The sequence below is a fragment of the Kitasatospora sp. NPDC092948 genome (assembly GCF_044754805.1).
In the GTDB taxonomy this organism is placed as follows: domain Bacteria; phylum Actinomycetota; class Actinomycetes; order Streptomycetales; family Streptomycetaceae; genus Kitasatospora.
The window spans coordinates 99980-115888 of the sequence record NZ_JBIVPU010000008.1; the positions used below are offsets into that span (position 1 = coordinate 99980).

The window sequence follows — 15909 nt, forward strand, 5'->3', positions numbered from 1 at the left end:
CCGCCCGGAACCGCCCCGCGACCGGCCACCCCCCTCGCAGCGAGCACCTCGCCCCTGCGCATCCGAAAGGACTCCGCATGTCCTCCCTGGTCAACTTCCGCGACCCCGCGGACCGGACCGACCCCGAGACCGCCCTGCTGCGCCCCGGCGTCCTGTACCGCTCCGCCCAGCCGTTCCCCGCCGCCGACGCCGCCACCGTCGAGCAGCTGCGCACCGCCGGCATCCGCACCGTCGTCGACCTGCGCGGCGACGCCGAGCGCACGCCCGAGGACTGGGCCGCCGTCACCGCCGCCGGCATCGACGTCGTCCAGGCGTCGATCGACCCCACCTCGCCCGAACTCGAGGCGCGGATGGCCGACATGACCACCGCCGCCGACCTCGGCGCGTTCTACCTGCTGATGGCCGAGGGCGCGCCCGCCGGCGTCGTCGCCGCCGTCCTGGCCGCCACCCGCCCGGGCGGCGTCCTGCTGCACTGCGCCGCCGGCAAGGACCGCACCGGCTTCGTCACCGCCCTGCTGCTCGACCTGCTCGGCGTGCCCGCCGACCGCATCGTCGAGGACTACGCCCGCACCGGCGACGCGCTGGAGCAGATCTGGGCCGGCCTCGCCGCCCGCCACCGCGCGGCCCTCAACGACGTCGAACGCGGCGTCCGCACCGTGCCCGCCCCGCTGCTGGAGGCCCCCGCCGGGGCGATGGCCGCCTTCCTCGACACCGTGCACACCCGGCACGGCGGCGCCCGCGGCTACCTGCTGGAGCTCGGCGTCGCCCCCGAGACCCTCGACGCGTTCCTCGCCAAGGCCGCGCCCGCCACCGCCGGGGCGGTGCTCTGATGCCGACCACGACCGCGTACCTGCGCCACACCGACGGCACGCCGTTCCGCGACCTCAACCACAACGGCACCATGGAGCCCTACGAGGACCCGCGGCTGCCCGTCGAGGAGCGCGTCGACGACCTGCTCGGCCGGATGACCCTCGCCGAGAAGGCCGCCCTGATGTGCCACGGCCGGATGGTGACCGGCTCCGACCCGCGGCTGCCGATCCCGCTGCCCACCGGGGCCGAACTGATCGGCTCCCGCGGCGTCACCCACTTCGCGATGATGGCCGTGCCCGACCCCCGCGCGATGGCCGAGTGGAACAACCATGTCCAGGACCTCGCCGCCGCCGAACGGCTCGGCATACCCGTCACGCTCTCCTCCGACCCCCGGCACGGCTTCGCCTCCAACCCCGCCACCGCGCACGCCGGCGGCGGCTTCAGCGCCGGACCCGAGCCGATCGGCCTGGCCGCCACCGACGACGAGGCCCTGGTCGAGGAGTACGCGCGGCTGATCGGCCGCGAGCTGCGCGCCGTCGGCATCCGGGTCGCCATCCACCCGATGGCCGACCTCGCCACCGAGCCGCGCTGGGCCCGGATCAGCGGCACCTTCGGCGAGGACCCGCAGCGCGCCGCCCGGATGATCACCGCCTACATCCGCGGCCTTCAGGGCGACACCCTCGGCAAGGACAGCGTCGCCTGCATGACCAAGCACTTCCCGGGCGGCGGCCCGCAGCACCGCGGCGAGGACTCGCACTTCGCCGCCGGCCGCCGACTGGTCTACCCCGGCGGCGCGTTCGACCAGCACCTGATCCCGTTCGAGGCCGCGTTCGCCGCCGGCACCGCGCAGATCATGCCCGCCTACGCGATCCCCTCCGGCAGCGGACTCGCCGAGGTCGGCGCCAACTTCAACCGGGACGTCATCACCGGCCTGCTGCGCGACAGGTACGGCTTCGACGGCGTGATCTGCACCGACTTCAACGCGATCACCGGCATGGCAGTCCCCGGCCTCGCCACCCTGCCGCCGCGCCACTGGGGCGTGGAGGAACTGACCGTCGCCGAACAGGTGGTGCTGACCCTCGACGCCGGCGCCGACCAGCTCGGCGGCGAGACCGACCCCGAGCTGATCCTCACCGCGGTCCGCTCCGGCGCGGTCGGCGAGGAGCGCATCGACGCCTCCGCGCGCCGCATCCTGCGCGACAAGTTCCGCCTCGGCCTGTTCGACGACCCGTACGTCGACCCGGACGCCGCCGCCGCGCTGGTCGGCACCGACGAGGGCCGCGAACTCGGCCGCACCGTCCAGCGGCGCGCCCTGGTGCAGGTCGCCGGCCGGCCGGTGGCCGGGCGGCGGCTGTACGTCGAGGGCATCGACACGGCCGTCGCCGCCCGCTACGGCACCGTCGTGCACCGCCCCGAGGATGCCGACGCCGCCGTCGTCCGCCTGCACGCCCCGTACGAGCAGCGCGAAGGCATGCTGGAGCGCCACTTCCACAGCGGCTCGCTGGATTTCCCGGCCGACGAGGCGCAGCGGCTGCGCGCCCTGGCCGACACCGTGCCCACCGCGTTCGCCGTGTACCTGGACCGGCCCGCCGTGCTCACCCCGCTGGCCGGGCGGGCGGCGCTGCTGATCGGCGACTTCGGGGCCGAGGACGACGTGCTGCTCGACGCGGCGCTCGGCCGGGCGGCGATGCCGGGCATCCTGCCGTTCGACCTGCCGTCGTCCATGGCCGCCGTCGAGGCCGCCCGCGAGGACGTGCCGTTCGACACCGCCGACCCGCTGTTCCGCTGCGGACACCCGCACGCGACCCGGCCGTAAGCGGGTGACGGCCCGTCAGGACGGTGGGCCCGGCGGGACCAGGCCGCACTGGTAGGCGAGCGCGACCAGCTGGGCGCGGTCGCGGACGTCCAGCTTGGCCATCGCCCGGTGCACGTGGGTGCGGACGGTGAGCGGGCTGACGAAGATCCGCTCGGCGATCTCCTCGTTGCTCAGGCCGGTCGCGGCCAGCGCCATCACCTCGCGCTCGCGGGCGGTGAGCACGTCCAGCCGGTCGGCCGCGGGCGCGGCGGCCGGGCCCGGCTGGGCGCGGAAGCGGTCGATCATCGCGCGGGTGGCGGCGGGCGACAGCAGGGCGTCGCCGGCCGCCACCGTGCGGATCGCGGCGAGGAGTTCCGCGGGCGCCGCGCCCTTGCCGAGGAAGCCGTCGGCGCCCGCGCGCAGCGCCTGGGTGATGTACTCGTCTATTTCGAAGGTGGTGAGGATCAGCACCCGGGTGCCGGACAGCGCCGGGTCGCCGCAGATCTCGGCGGTCGCGGCGAGCCCGTCGCCGTCGGGCATCCGGATGTCCATCAGGACCAGGTCGGGCCGGGTGGCGCGGGCGCGTTCGACGGCCTCGCGGCCGTTGGAGGCCTCGCCGACCACCTCCATGTCGTCCTCGGCGTCGATCAGCATGCGGAAGGCGCCGCGCAGCAGGGCCTGGTCGTCGGCGAGCAGGACGCGGATCGTCATCGGTGGAGGTCCTTGTCGTCGAGGTCGGTGCGGGCGGTGCTGTCGCGGCTGCCGGTGCGCAGCGGCAGTTCGGCGGCGACCAGGAACCCGCCGTCCGGCCGGCGGTCCGCGCTGAGCCGGCCGCCCACCGCGCCCGCCCGTTCGCGCATGCCGATCAGGCCGAAGCCGCCCGGCCCGCCCTGGCGGGGCGGCGCGGGCCGGCCGGTCGCCCGGCCGTTGGCGACAGTCAGCGCGAGCCGGCTGCCGGTGTAGCCGAGAGTGACTTCGGCGTCGGCGCCGCGGGCGTGCTTGGCGACGTTGGTCAGCGACTCCTGGACGATCCGGAAGGCCGTCAGGTCGACGCCGGGGGAGAGCGGGCGGGGCTCGCCGACGACGGTGAGCCGGACCGGCACGCCGGCCTGCTGGAAGGCGCCGATCAGGTCGGGCAGCCGGTCCAGGCCGGGCGCGGGTTCGAGCGGGGCGGGCTCCTCGGCGCGGCGCAGCAGGCCGACGGTGGCGCGCAGTTCCTGGAGGGCGGAGCCGGTCGCCTCGGTGAGGTGGCTGAGCACTTCGCGGGCCCGGTCGGGGTGCCGGTCCATCAGGTGGACGGCGATGCCGGCCTGGGCGTTGGCGAGGGCGATGTGGTGGGCGACGACGTCGTGCAGGTCGCGGGCGATCCGGATGCGTTCGTCGGCGACCCGGCGGCGGGCCTCCTCCTCGCGGGTGCGCTCGGCGCGCTCGGCGCGGCGTTCGATCGCGGCCAGGTGGGCGCGCCGGTTGCGGACCGAGTCGCCGAGCGCGCCGGGCAGCAGCGCCCAGGCGAGCACGCCCAGCCGTTCGCCGATCGGGCCGTCCGGCCCGAACGCCAGCGTCGTCACGGCGAGCAGCACGGCGCTGACGACCGAGGCACGCAGCGCGGTGGTGCGGTCGGTGCGCAGGGCCAGCAGGAACAGCGCGACCAGCAGCGGCGCGCCCAGCGCGACGGTCAGCCGGGCGCTGGTCACGCCGAGCCCCATGGTGCACGCCAGGGTGGCGGCGACCACCGCGCGCGGGAAGCGGCGGTGCAGGAAGACGGCGGCGACGGAGGCCCCGGCGAGCACCAGGGAGACGGTGCCGGGCAGGACGAAATGGCCGTTGTTCTGGTCCGCGCTGACGCCCTGGGTGACGACCAGCAGCAGCGCGACGCCGCCCGCGGCGTCCAGCAGCCGGGGGTGGTCGCGGCGCAGGCGCTGCCAGATGTCGGTACTCGTCACAGTGCTCTCCGGGCCGGGCCCTGGGGTTCGACGGGGGAAGACGGGGGGGAAGACGGGGAAACGCGCCGGGTCGGCGCGTGACGGCGGGGCCCGCCCCGGTGGGACGGCCCCGCCCTGCAACGGTAACGCTGCGGGCCCGAACGGTGTCCGGGCCCGCAGCGCTGTCGCCGGTCAGGCGGTGACGGACTCCCGCTCCTCGGCAGGCTCGTCGGCGACGGCGTGCAGCTTGGCGCCCTCGACGTCGACGTCCGGCAGGATCCGGTCGAGGCCGCGCGGCAGCCACCAGGCGCGGCGGCCGAGCAGCGCGAGGACGGCCGGGACCAGCGCCATCCGGACCACGAAGGCGTCGAACGCGACGGCCGCGGCCAGGCCCAGGCCCATCATCTTGATCATCGACTCGTTCATGCCGATGAAGCCTGCGAACACCGAGATCATGATCAGGGCGGCGGCGGTGACCACCCGGGCGTTGTGCCGGAAGCCGGTGACGATCGCCTCGGAGGGGCTCTCGCCGTGCACGAAGCCCTCGCGGATCCGGGTGACCAGGAACACCTCGTAGTCCATCGCCAGGCCGAACACCACGCCGACCATGAAGATCGGCATCATGCTCATCACCGGACCGGTCTGGTCGACGCCGATCAGGCTCGCCAGCCAGCCCCACTGGAAGACCGCGACGACCGCGCCGAGCGCGGCGGCCACCGAGAACAGGAAGCCGACCGCGGCCTTCACCGGCACCAGCACCGAGCGGAACACCAGCAACAGCAGGACGATCGCCAGGCCGACCACCACCGCGAGGTACGGCACCAGCGCGTCGGACATCTTCTGCGACACGTCGATGTTCATCGCCGTGCTGCCGGTGACCAGCACGGTCGCGCCGGTGTCGGCCTTCAGGCCGGCCGCGTCGTCGCGGATCGCCTGCACCAGGTCCTTGGTCTGCACCTCGGCCGGGCCGGTCGCGGGGATCGCGTTGACCAGGGCGGTGTTCCCGTCCGGGTTGAAGATCGGCGGGGCGACGGCGACCACACCGGGCAGGCCGGAGACGGTTTTGGCGACCTTGTCGACGGCGGCCTTCGGGTCGGGCGTGCCCTTGGCGTCCACCACGACGGTCAGCGGGCCGTTGAAGCCCGGGCCGAAGCCCTGGGACAGCAGGTCGTAGGCGCGGCGCTCGGTGGTCGAGGTCGACTTCGCCTCGTCGCCGGGCAGGCCCAGCCGCAGGTCCATGGCCGGGGCGGCGATCACGCCGAGGCCGACCACACCGCCGATCAGCACCAGCAGCGGACGGCGCAGCACGAACTTGGCCCAGCGGGCGCCGCCGTTGTCGCCGGCCGCCTTCCGGTCGCCGCCCGCGGCGGCCTTGCGCTCCTTGCGGGGCAGCACCTTGCGGCCGATGAAGCCGAGCAGCGCGGGCACCAGGGTCAGCGCCACCAGCACGGCGATGACGACCGTTCCGGCGGCGGCCAGACCCATCTTCGACAGGATCGGGATGCCGACCACCGACAGGCCGGCCAGCGCGATCACCACGGTCAGACCGGCGAACACGACGGCCGAACCGGCCGTGCCGACGGCCCGCCCGGCGGCCTCGCGCGGGGCGCGGCCCTCGGCGAGTTCCGCGCGGTAGCGGGAGACGATGAACACCGCGTAGTCGATGCCGACCGCGAGGCCCAGCATCATCGCCAGCGTGCCGGTGGTGGAGGACAGGCCGAGGGTGCTGCCCAGCGCGGTGATCAGCGCCATGCCGAGGCCGACGCCCACCACGGCCGTCAGCAGCGGCAGGCCCGCCGCGACCAGCGACCCGAAGGTGATCACCAGTACGACGGCGGACAGCGCCATGCCGATCGCCTCGCTGCTGCCGCCCGCCTCGCCGTGGCTGGCCAGCGCGGTGCCGCCCATCTCGACCTTCAGCCCGGCGTCCCGGCCGTGCTGCGCGGCCTGCTCCAGGGCGGCGGTCGCCTCCTTGGACAGCTCGCCGGCCTTGGCCGAGAAGGTGACGGTGGCGTACGCGGTGGTGCCGTTCTGGGAGACGGCGTGGGCCTGGAACGGGTCGACCGCGCCGGTGACCTCGGGTGCGTGCGCCAGCTCGCCGACCGTCTTCTCGACGATCTGCTGGTTCGACTCCGCGGTGATCTTCTGACCGTCCGGGGCGACGAACACGATCCGGGCCTGCGCGCCGTCCGCGTGGCCGCCGGGGAAGCGCTGGTTCATCAGGTCGAAGGCCTTCTGCGCCTCCGTCCCGGGTATCGAGAAGGCGTCGGCGGGCGGCGAGGGCGCCTTGGCCGCGAGCACTCCGCCGACGGCGAGCACGGCGACCCACAGCAGGGTCACCAGCTTGCGCCGGTCGAAGGCCCAGCGGCCCAGGCGGTACAGGAACGTGGCCACGGGGGAGCGGCCTCCTTCGGATTCGGTGCACGGTCGCAGAACACACCGCAGGTGGCACCGCGCTCTCTCCCGGCGCGGACCACCCGCAGCGTGTTCCATCCTTCGTCACCGCCCCCACCTGCGGCGTCGTCCCTGCGCAGGCTTCTGCGTACTGCGTCCGCAGTAGCGTTCACCCGATCGGCGTCGTTCGCCGGGCATCAGGGCAGGTAGGCGACCTCCGGGAAGCGCGGCGACGGCCCGTCGAGCAGCGGCGCGGCGCGGTGGCGCAGGTGCTGGTCGAAGAACGCGAGCGGGTAGGCCTGCTGGATCAGCAGGGCGCGGGCCGGGTCGATGGTGCCGACCATCTGCCGGATCTGCTCCTCCGACAGGCCGAGCAGCCGGCCGGCCTGCGGGATCAGCGTGACGTTGTCGCCGTACGACACGTGGACGGCGCCCGCCGCGCGGACCTCCAGGCGCGGGCCGCGCAGGTGCGACCAGAACGCGGCGACGTTCGGGTCCGTCGCGCGCGGGAACGCGGCGGTCATCAGCAGGAACGGCCGGTCCAGGTCGGCGGTGACGGTGGGCTGCCCCGGCCCGGGCTGCATCGGGCCGTCCACGGCCAGCCCCGCCCGCACCCGGCGGTCGGCCAGCATGGTGCAGGCGGTGGCGGTGCCGCCCTTCGACCAGCCGAACATGCCGATCCGCGAGGTGTCGAGGGCCGCGCCCAGCCCGTCCGGCAGCGGGCGGCCCTCGGCGTCCGGGTTGTGCCCGGCGGCGAGCTGCTCGACGCAGTCCAGGACGAAGCGCGCGTCGGCGGCGTAGTCCAGCGCGTACATCGGGCCGGCGGCGTCGGCGGGCGTCAGGACGCGGCCGTCCGGCAGTTCGCTGAAGCAGTTGCCGAGATGGTCGATCGCCACCACCACGTAGCCGTGGCTGGCGAGCTCCTGGACCATCACGGTGTGGTCGCCGCGGTGGCTGCCCGAGCCGTGCGAGTGGACGACGACGGGCAGCCGGCGGCCGGTCCGGTGGACCGGCGCGCCGAGGCGGGCGGAGGTCAGCGGGGCCAGCGCAGGGTCGAGCGGGAAGCCGACGTCCGCCAGGAACGCCCGCATCGCGCCGTCGGACAGCCAGGGCGCGAGCGGCAGGTCGGCGGTCGCCGGGGCAGCCGGGTACCAGACGCCCGCCATCAGTTCGCGGTGCGGGCCGAGGCCGGGCACGGGGCTCGGGCGGGAGGTGTCGATCAGGTGCAGGGGCGTCGTGCCGACCGGGAACGGGCCGGTCGGGGCGGGCAGGGCGAGCCTCGGCGCGGTGCTCGCGGAGGCCCGGGCGGGCAGGGCGGTGGCCAGCGGGGCGGCGGCGCCGAGGGCGAGGGCGGCGCCCAGCAGACGGCGGCGGGTCAGTGCGGTCATCGGATCTCCTGAAGGCAGGTGACGGGCGGGGTTCACTGGTCGCGGTTCGGCACGGCGGTCATCACCAGCAGCACGGCGACCGCCGCCCACACCGGGTAGACCGTCCACGCCCCGCCGAGCGAGGACGGGAAGCGCACGCCGGTGATCTCGCCGACCAGCCCCAGCCGGGCCCAGGCCTCGAACGGCTGCGTGTGGGCGACGACCGCGCCGAGGTGGGTGTCGTCGTGGACGAACATCGGGATCAGGAAGAGCACCGCGAACATCGCGACCATCGCCGTGACGCTGTGCCGGATCACCGCGCCCAGCGCCAGCCCGACCAGCGCGCCCAGCGGCGCGAGCAGCGCGGAGGCGGCCAGCAGCCGCAGCGCGCCCGGATCGCCGATCGACACGCCGCCGTACCGGCCCGCCAGGATCGCCTCGTCCAGCCAGAACGACACCGACGCCGTCAGCACGCCGAACCCGCCGCTCACCGCGGCGACCACCACCACCTTCGCGGCCAGCAGCTCCCGGCGGGCCGGGACGGCGGCGAGGCTGGTCCGCAGCAGTCCGGTGGTCTGCTCGCTGAGGATGGCGATCGCGCCCAGCGCGCCCATCATCAGCAGCACCAGCGTGGCGCACGGCCGGGTGAACGCGTCGTGCAGCGCCCCGAACTTCGCGTAGTACGCCTGCTGTTGGAGCGTCCAGGAGCCGAACTCGGCGCGCGAGGTGCGCGCGCCGTTGGCGTTCATGCCGACGATCGTCAGCGTGGCGGCCAGCAGGAACCAGGGGATCGACCGCAGGGAGCGCAGCTTGATCCACTCGGCGGCCAGCAGGTCGGTGAACCGGGCCCCGGGCCCGGCCGTTGCGGTGCTCATGCGTGTGCTCCTGTCGCGTACTCGACGCTGCTGCCGGTCAGTTCCATGAAGGCCTGCTCCAACGAGCCCGTCCGGGTGGTCAGTTCGTGGATCAGCAGCCGGCGGTCGAGGGCGGTCCGGGCGATCGCCGCCGCGTCCAGGCCGGTCACCGTCAGCAGGCCGTCCGGCGCCTGCGCGACCCGGGCGCCCTCGGCGGTCAGCGCGGCCAGCAGCTCCGCCGGGTCGGCCGTGCGGACCTGCACGGTGTGCTGCGAGCCGCGGGCCGCGAAGTCCGCCACCGTCTCGTCCGCGAGCAACTCGCCGCGCCCGACCACGATCAGCCGGTCCGCGGTGTGCTCCATCTCCGTCATCAGATGGCTGCTGACGAACACCGTGCGGCCCTCGGCGGCCAGCCGCCGGAACAGGCCCCGGACGAACAGCACGCCCTCCGGGTCCAGCCCGTTCAACGGCTCGTCGAAGATCAGCACCGGCGGGTCGCCCAGCAGCGCCCCCGCGATGCCCAGCCGCTGCCGCATGCCCAGCGAGAACCCGCCGATCCGCCGGTCCGCGGCCGCCGACAGGCCCACCTCGCCCAGCACTTCGTCCACCCGGCCGGCCGGGATCGCATTGCTTCGGGCGAGGAACCGCAACTGGTCGCGGGCCGTCCGGCCGCCGTGCACGTCGCCGGCGTCGAGCAGCGCCCCCACCTGCCGCAGCGCCCGCCGCAGCCCGCGGCAGTCGCGGCCGGACACCGTCGCCGAACCGGAGGTCGGCGCGTGCAGCCCGAGGATCATCCGCAAGGTGGTGCTCTTGCCCGCACCGTTCGGGCCGAGAAATCCGGTGACGTGGCCCGAACGGACCGTGAAGGAAAGGTCGTTGACGGCGGTGACGCGGCCGTAGCGCTTGGTGAGACGGGTAACTTCGATCACGGGACCAGACTCTGCCCGGCGCCGCCGCCCGGGCGCAGTCGGCGGCGGACGACAATCGCGGTGACGGACGATCAACTCCGGGATGTCATCCGTGGACGACTGCGCCGCCGCGATCATGATCGCTACCCTCGGGGCATGAATCTCACCCGGGTGCCGCCCAAGGTCCTCTCCCGCGTGGCGCCCGGCACCTGGATGGTGCTGCTCTGGTTCGCCGTCACCGCGTACACCGTCTTCGAGCAGATGCACACCCGGGACGGCATCTCCCCGCTCAACCTGCACCTCGGCACCGAATCGGTCGCCGCGCTGGCCGTGCTCGCCGCAGGCCGCCGCCGACTCCGCCCGCTCACCGCGCTCTGCCTGCTGCTGTTCGGCACCATCGCGTCGGTGATGGCGATGGCCGTCGCCGACATCCCCCTGCTCCAGTACCTCGTCGTCGACGTGGCGATCTGCTACCTCGCGGCCACCCGGCCCACCCGCACCTCCGTCATCGCCGGTGCGCTCGCGCTCGGCACCCTACTCGGCTACTCCGGCCTGCGGGCCCTGGCCGGGATGGACGACTACGGCAGCACCACCGTCACCGGCGCGCTCGCCACCGCCATCGCCTGGCTGATCGGACACGCCGTCCACCAGAGCCACACCCACGCCGAGACGCTGCGCGCACAGGCCACCGAACAGGCCATCGCCTCCGAACGGCTGCGCATCGCCCGCGAGTTGCACGACATGGTGGCGCACAACATCGGCATCGTCGCGATGCAGGCCGGCGCCGCCCGCCGGGTCTTCGACACCCAGCCCGAACGGGCCCGCGCCGCACTCGGCGAGGTCGAGAACGCCGGCCGCGAAACCCTGGCAGGGCTGCGCCGCCTGCTCGGCGCCCTGCGCGACGCCGAACCCGAATCCGCCGACGAACAGTCCTCCCCCGCACCGGGGTTGGACGACCTGCCCCGGCTGGCCGCCGCCACCACGGCGGCCGGCGTCCGGGTCGACCTGCGCTGGTCCGGCGAACGGCGCCCGCTGCCGCCCGAGATCGAACTCTCCGCCTACCGGATCGTCCAGGAAGCCGTGACCAACGTGGTCCGGCACGCCAGGGCGCGCGCCTGCGAGGTCACGATCGGCCTCCACCCGGCCGAACTCGCCGTCAGCATCGTCAACTCCGGCCCCGGGCCCCGCCATTCGGACGGCACCGGGTACGGCCTGGTGGGCATGCGGGAGCGCGCCGCCCTGCTGCACGGCGAGTTCACCGCCGGTCCGCAGCCGGACGGCGGCTTCCGGGTGGCCGCGACACTGCCCCTCCCGATCCCCGCCCGCACCGACCTCCTCGCACCCCTGGAGCCCGCCCGATGATCCGCGTCCTGCTCGTCGACGACCAGCCGCTGGTCCGCGCCTCCCTCGACATGATCATCACCGACGCGCCGGATCTGACGGTGGTCGGCGAGGCCGGCACCGGCGCCGAAGCCGTCCGGCTCGCCGCCGAACTCCGGCCCGACATCGTCGTGATGGACATCCGGATGCCCGGCATGGACGGCATCGAAGCCACCCGGCACATCACCGGCCGCGCGGACGCTCCGCAGGTGCTCGTGCTCACCACCTTCGACCAGGACGAACACGTCTACGGCGCGCTCCAGGCCGGCGCCTCCGGCTTCCTCGTCAAGGACATGGAACTCGACGACATCCTCGCCGCCGTCCGCGTCGTCGCCGCCGGCAACGCCCTGATCGCCCCGACCGTCACCCGCCGCCTGATCGCCCACTTCGCCCGCCGGCCGGCCCCAGCCGCCCCGGCCACCCTCGACGGCCTCACCACCCGCGAACGCGAGATCCTCACCCTGGTCGGCCTCGGCCGCTCCAACACCGAGATCGCCACCGAACTCCACCTCACCACCGCCACCGCCAAGACCTACATCTCCCGGCTGCTCACCAAGCTCGACGCGAGGGACCGGGTCCAACTCGTCATCACGGCCTACGAGTCGGGGCTGGTCGGCCGGTCGTGAACAGCCGGCCCGCCGGCCTGCGGGCGCGCTCGGCGAGTTCGGGCGGGCGACGGAAGAGGTCAGGGACCGGGAGGGGCGCCGAGGACGGTGGCGACGCCGCCGCCCGAGCACCCGTCGCCGGCCGGAGGCGCACCCGGGGCCGGACCTCGGCTGGGAAGCCGGTGGGGGCGGTCCCGCCGCCGGCCGGAGGCGATCCGCACCGCACCTGCCGACGCCGTCGGTGCAGGAGGTCCGGCTCGCCTGCGGGTACGACCGGGATCCCCGGCGGGGGTTTGTCCGCTGCCCGGGGCGGGAAGACCGCACACCGTTCGCCGAACTCCGCGCCCGGCTGACGGGCCGTCGGCGCCGGCGCCGGGCGTGTTCATCGAACGTCCATCGGCGTCGATCACGATGCGGCGCGGCCGGGGGGCACCCGGTCGCACGAACCGCCCCGGTCCCGTTCGCGGGCCGTAGAACGTGAGCGAGAACGATCATGCGTACCCGTCAACTGTCTGCCGCTGTCGGTCTGGTGGCCGCGCTGGGTCTCACCGTGACCGCGTGCGGCAGCGATGCCGCCGACAGCGGCGCGGCCAAGACGTCCGCCGCGCCGGCCGCCTCCGCGTCGACCGGCCAGCCGGCCACCCCGGCCGACGCGACGCCGGCGGCCGGCGCGGCGAGCACCCCGGCGAGCACCCCGGCGAACGCCACGCCGGCCGCCAAGGAGACCGTCCAGGCGGGTGCCGCGGCCGGGTCCGGCCCCCGCAAGTGCACGGCCGCCGACCTGAACGCCGAGCCCGCCAACATGAACGGCGCGCAGGTGCCCGACTCGCAGGGCGAGGAGGCCATCGAGCTGACCAACAAGTCCGGCGCGACCTGCACCATGAAGGGCTACCCGGGCGTGGACCTGGTCGGACCGCGGGGCACCTGGAGTCTGGTGCGCGCCCAGGGCAGCCCCCAACTGGTCACCCTCCAGCCCGGCGGCAAGGCGTACGTGAGCATCACCTACCTGCCCTACGGGGGCGACGGCGAGGTCGAGTTCAAGGTCGACCGGATCGTCATCACCCCGCCGGACGACACCCACCAGCTGACCGTCCAGTGGCTCGACGTCATGCCGCAGGACCAGACCGGCGCCACCCACCCCGTCACCTACATCAACCCGATCATCGCCCACCGCTGACGCGCCCCTCGCCGGCGGGCGACTGTCGAGCGCGCCGTGCTGCTCCCCCGTTCGAGGGAGAGCCACTTCCCTCCTTCTCGCGATGTGTGACCGGACCCCCGGGAGCCATGATCGTGTCCGGCCCGAAGCGGGCGGAGACGGTCACGGTGACCGCGGTGCCGGGCGTCACCGGCCCGGTCGCCTCCACAACTCGAAGGAACAGTACGGCGATGCGAAACACACACATACCCTCTCTCGCGGCCGTCGGCGCCGCGGTGGTCCTGGCCGCGACGCTGACACCGGCGACGGCCTTCGCCGCGTCCGGCGCCGCCGCCAAGGACCCGATGCGGCCGTACACGCAGCAGACGCTCCGCTGGGGTCCTTGCGACGAGCAGACGCCCGCCGCTTACCAGTGCGCGACTGTCAAGGTGCCCCTGGACTACGGCAACCCCGGCGGCGAGCAACTCGACGTCGTGGTGAACCGGTTGCGGGCGAGCAGTGCGCAACAGCGCCGCGGCGTACTGCTGTTCAACCCCGGCGGCCCCGGCGCGCCGGGCCTCGGGCTGCCGGCGGCCATGGAGTCGGTCCTCCCGCAGGAGGTGAAGGACCGGTACGACCTGGTCGGCTTCGACCCGAGGGGCATCGGGCAGAGCTCGCCCATCAGCTGCGGCCTGACCCCCGACGAGCTGAACATCGACCGCCCCTACCACGCCGAGACGTTCGCGAAGGACGTGCAGTGGGCGCGAACGGTCGCCGACAAGTGCGCCGCCGCGGAGGGGGACAGGCTGCGGCACATCACCACGCGCAACACCGCCCGCGACATGGACCTCATCCGCACCGCCATGGGAGAGAAGAAGATCTCCTACTACGGGGGCTCGTACGGCACCTACCTCGGCGCCGTCTACCTGCAGATGTTCCCCCAGCGGGCCGACCGGTTCGTGCTGGACAGCGCGGTCGACCCCACCCAGTACGGGCGGGGCACCTTCCAGCAGATGGCGCAGGCGACCGAGCCCGCCTTCACGCGGTGGAGCGAGTGGACCGCGGGGCAGGACGCCACCTACCACCTGGGCCGGACGCCGGCCGAAGTCCGCAGCACCTTCTGGGACATCGTCGCCCACGCGGACCGCACGCCCGTCGACACCGGCGACGGCCCCCTCACCGGCGACGACATCCGCGCCGTGCGCGACATCTTCTTCACGGAGAAGAAGGCCGCCGACTGGGTCGCCGAACTGAAGAAGGCCGCCCAGGACGACAAGCCCGCCGCGCCGGCGGCCGACCCCGAACTCCCCCCGGAGAACCAGCTCGCGGCCCTCTGGACCGTCATGTGCGGCGACACCGCCGCATCCTGGCCCCGCGACCCCGAGCAGTACCGGCGCGACGTCATCCGCGACAAGGCCCGGTACCCGCTGTACGGCGACTTCGCCTCCGGCATCAAGCCGTGCGCCTTCTGGCAGCCCGGCGACGAGGCCCCGACCACGGTGGACAACAACGCCCCGGCGCTGATCCTGCAGAACGAGTGGGACTCCCAGACGCCGCTGGCCGCCGCCCGGAGCATGCACCGGTCCCTGCACGGCTCCCGGATGGTCACCGTCCTGGGCGGAGAGGGGCACGGTGTCTACGGCAACGGGTCCTGCGCGGACACCGCCGCCACGCGCTACCTGACCACGGGCCAACTCCCGGTCGGCGACCTCTCCTGCCCCGCACCGAGCACCCGGTGAACGACCGGCACTGACGCTCACCGGTGAACACCGGCGCCCGGACGTGTGCATCGAACGTCCATCGGCGTCGGTCAGGATGCGGTGCGGCCGGGGCGACCCGGCCGCACGAACCGCACCGGCCCCGTCCACGGGCCGCAGAACCATGAGCGAGAACCATCATGCGTACCCGTCAACTCTCCGCTGCCGCCGGCCTGGTGGCCGCGCTGGGTCTCACCCTGACCGCGTGCGGCAGCGATGCCGCCGACGGCGGCGCGGCCAAGTCGTCGGCCGCCCCGGCGGCCTCCGCGTCGACCGGTCAGTCGGCCTCCGCGCCCGCAGGCCAGCCGGCCGCCCCGGCGAGCGCGACGCCGGACGCCACCGCGGGGAGCGCCCCGGCCGCCAAGGCGACGAACACCCAGGCCGGGGGCGCCGCCGGCGGCAGCCGCAAGTGCACCGCCGCGGACCTGAAGGCCGCGCCCGCGGACGGCACCGGCGCGCAGACGCCGGACGACCAGGGCGCGGAGGAGATCGAGCTGACCAACACCTCGGGCGCGACCTGCACCATGAAGGGCTACCCGGGCGTGGACCTGGTCGGACCCCGGGGCACCTGGAACCTGGTGCGCGCCCAGGGCGCCATCCAGACGGTCACCCTCCAGCCCGGCGGCAGGGCGTACATCATCATCAACTACCTGCCGTTCGCGGGCGGGGGCGGGGCCGAGTTCAAGGTGCAGAAGGTCGTCCTGACCCCGCCGGACGACACCTCGCAGCTGACGGTCCAGTGGAGCGGCGTCAACCCGGCGGACCAGAGCGGCGCCACCCACCCGGTCACCTACGTCCGGCCGGTCAGCGCCACCCGCTGACACCGGATCGGCCGGCCCTTCGGCCGGCCCCTCAGTCGGCCCCGATCTCCCCGAGTGCGGCGGGAGACCGGGGCCGACGCCGTTCCCGGACCGGTGACCGCGAGGGCCGGACGATCACTTGTCGGTGTGGCCGGATACGTTTCCTCCCAGCTCAGGAACGG

Annotated in this window: 13 protein-coding genes; 7 read left to right on the top strand and 6 right to left on the bottom strand. The window is 74.4% G+C overall.

Annotated elements, in window-relative coordinates; translation table 11 throughout:
- Positions 1 to 77 precede the first annotated feature (77 nt).
- Both ACIQF6_RS23400 and ACIQF6_RS23405 read left to right on the top strand, forming a co-directional pair.
- Positions 78 to 830 carry a tyrosine-protein phosphatase gene (locus tag ACIQF6_RS23400; protein ID WP_400898020.1) on the top strand — a complete coding sequence of 251 codons (753 nt, stop codon included), beginning with the start codon at positions 78 to 80 and terminating at the stop codon, positions 828 to 830.
- Complete coding sequence (locus tag ACIQF6_RS23405) at positions 830 to 2626, top strand: glycoside hydrolase family 3 protein (RefSeq protein WP_400898022.1); 1797 nt, start codon at positions 830 to 832, stop codon at positions 2624 to 2626. Before ACIQF6_RS23400 ends, ACIQF6_RS23405 begins: the two co-directional genes overlap by 1 nt.
- A gap of 15 nt (positions 2627 to 2641) precedes the next feature.
- On the opposite strand, the gene ACIQF6_RS23410 is transcribed toward ACIQF6_RS23405, so the two are convergent.
- From ACIQF6_RS23410 to ACIQF6_RS23435, 6 genes are all read right to left on the bottom strand, one after another.
- A complete protein-coding gene (locus ACIQF6_RS23410) occupies positions 2642 to 3316 on the bottom strand; it encodes a response regulator (protein ID WP_400898024.1) in 675 nt (224 codons plus the stop codon).
- Positions 3313 to 4548: a sensor histidine kinase gene (locus tag ACIQF6_RS23415; protein ID WP_400898026.1), complete on the bottom strand. Its 1236-nt coding sequence runs from the start codon at positions 4546 to 4548 to the stop codon at positions 3313 to 3315. Before ACIQF6_RS23415 ends, ACIQF6_RS23410 begins: the two co-directional genes overlap by 4 nt.
- A 171-nt stretch (positions 4549 to 4719) precedes the next feature.
- Positions 4720 to 6921: an MMPL family transporter gene (locus ACIQF6_RS23420; RefSeq protein WP_400898028.1), complete on the bottom strand. Its 2202-nt coding sequence runs from the start codon at positions 6919 to 6921 to the stop codon at positions 4720 to 4722.
- Positions 6922 to 7118: 197 nt separating this feature from the next.
- Positions 7119 to 8309 carry an alpha/beta hydrolase family protein gene (locus ACIQF6_RS23425; protein ID WP_400898030.1) on the bottom strand — a complete coding sequence of 397 codons (1191 nt, stop codon included), beginning with the start codon at positions 8307 to 8309 and terminating at the stop codon, positions 7119 to 7121.
- A gap of 32 nt (positions 8310 to 8341) precedes the next feature.
- Positions 8342 to 9163, bottom strand: coding sequence for an ABC transporter permease subunit (locus tag ACIQF6_RS23430; RefSeq protein ID WP_400898032.1), 822 nt, complete (start codon positions 9161 to 9163; stop codon positions 8342 to 8344).
- Positions 9160 to 10071: an ABC transporter ATP-binding protein gene (locus ACIQF6_RS23435; RefSeq protein WP_400898034.1), complete on the bottom strand. Its 912-nt coding sequence runs from the start codon at positions 10069 to 10071 to the stop codon at positions 9160 to 9162. The genes ACIQF6_RS23430 and ACIQF6_RS23435 overlap by 4 nt, the downstream gene beginning before the upstream one ends.
- Before the next feature lie 135 nt (positions 10072 to 10206).
- Between ACIQF6_RS23435 and ACIQF6_RS23440 the strand changes: the two genes are divergently transcribed.
- From ACIQF6_RS23440 to ACIQF6_RS23460, 5 genes are all read left to right on the top strand, one after another.
- The gene (locus tag ACIQF6_RS23440; protein WP_400898036.1) at positions 10207 to 11412 is read left to right on the top strand and encodes a sensor histidine kinase; all 1206 of its coding nucleotides are present in this window, start codon (positions 10207 to 10209) and stop codon (positions 11410 to 11412) included.
- On the top strand, positions 11409 to 12056 hold the full coding sequence (locus tag ACIQF6_RS23445; protein WP_400898038.1) for a response regulator: 648 nt from the start codon (positions 11409 to 11411) through the stop codon (positions 12054 to 12056). Before ACIQF6_RS23440 ends, ACIQF6_RS23445 begins: the two co-directional genes overlap by 4 nt.
- Before the next feature lie 472 nt (positions 12057 to 12528).
- On the top strand, positions 12529 to 13212 hold the full coding sequence (locus ACIQF6_RS23450) for a DUF4232 domain-containing protein (RefSeq protein ID WP_400898040.1): 684 nt from the start codon (positions 12529 to 12531) through the stop codon (positions 13210 to 13212).
- A gap of 209 nt (positions 13213 to 13421) precedes the next feature.
- Positions 13422 to 14909 (top strand): alpha/beta hydrolase, encoded by a 1488-nt coding sequence (locus ACIQF6_RS23455; RefSeq protein WP_400898042.1) that lies wholly within the window; start codon positions 13422 to 13424, stop codon positions 14907 to 14909.
- A gap of 158 nt (positions 14910 to 15067) precedes the next feature.
- The gene (locus ACIQF6_RS23460) at positions 15068 to 15748 is read left to right on the top strand and encodes a DUF4232 domain-containing protein (RefSeq protein WP_400898044.1); all 681 of its coding nucleotides are present in this window, start codon (positions 15068 to 15070) and stop codon (positions 15746 to 15748) included.
- The last annotated feature ends 161 nt before the right edge of the window (positions 15749 to 15909 follow it).

Coding starts and splice junctions, on each gene's coding strand:
- ACIQF6_RS23400 (WP_400898020.1), top strand. CDS start 78: ATGTCCTCCCTGGTCAACTTCCGCGACCCCGCGGACCGGACCGACCCC.
- ACIQF6_RS23405 (WP_400898022.1), top strand. CDS start 830: ATGCCGACCACGACCGCGTACCTGCGCCACACCGACGGCACGCCGTTC.
- ACIQF6_RS23410 (WP_400898024.1), bottom strand. CDS start 3,316: ATGACGATCCGCGTCCTGCTCGCCGACGACCAGGCCCTGCTGCGCGGC.
- ACIQF6_RS23425 (WP_400898030.1), bottom strand. CDS start 8,309: ATGACCGCACTGACCCGCCGCCGTCTGCTGGGCGCCGCCCTCGCCCTC.
- ACIQF6_RS23430 (WP_400898032.1), bottom strand. CDS start 9,163: ATGAGCACCGCAACGGCCGGGCCCGGGGCCCGGTTCACCGACCTGCTG.
- ACIQF6_RS23440 (WP_400898036.1), top strand. CDS start 10,207: ATGAATCTCACCCGGGTGCCGCCCAAGGTCCTCTCCCGCGTGGCGCCC.
- ACIQF6_RS23445 (WP_400898038.1), top strand. CDS start 11,409: ATGATCCGCGTCCTGCTCGTCGACGACCAGCCGCTGGTCCGCGCCTCC.
- ACIQF6_RS23450 (WP_400898040.1), top strand. CDS start 12,529: ATGCGTACCCGTCAACTGTCTGCCGCTGTCGGTCTGGTGGCCGCGCTG.
- ACIQF6_RS23455 (WP_400898042.1), top strand. CDS start 13,422: ATGCGAAACACACACATACCCTCTCTCGCGGCCGTCGGCGCCGCGGTG.
- ACIQF6_RS23460 (WP_400898044.1), top strand. CDS start 15,068: ATGCGTACCCGTCAACTCTCCGCTGCCGCCGGCCTGGTGGCCGCGCTG.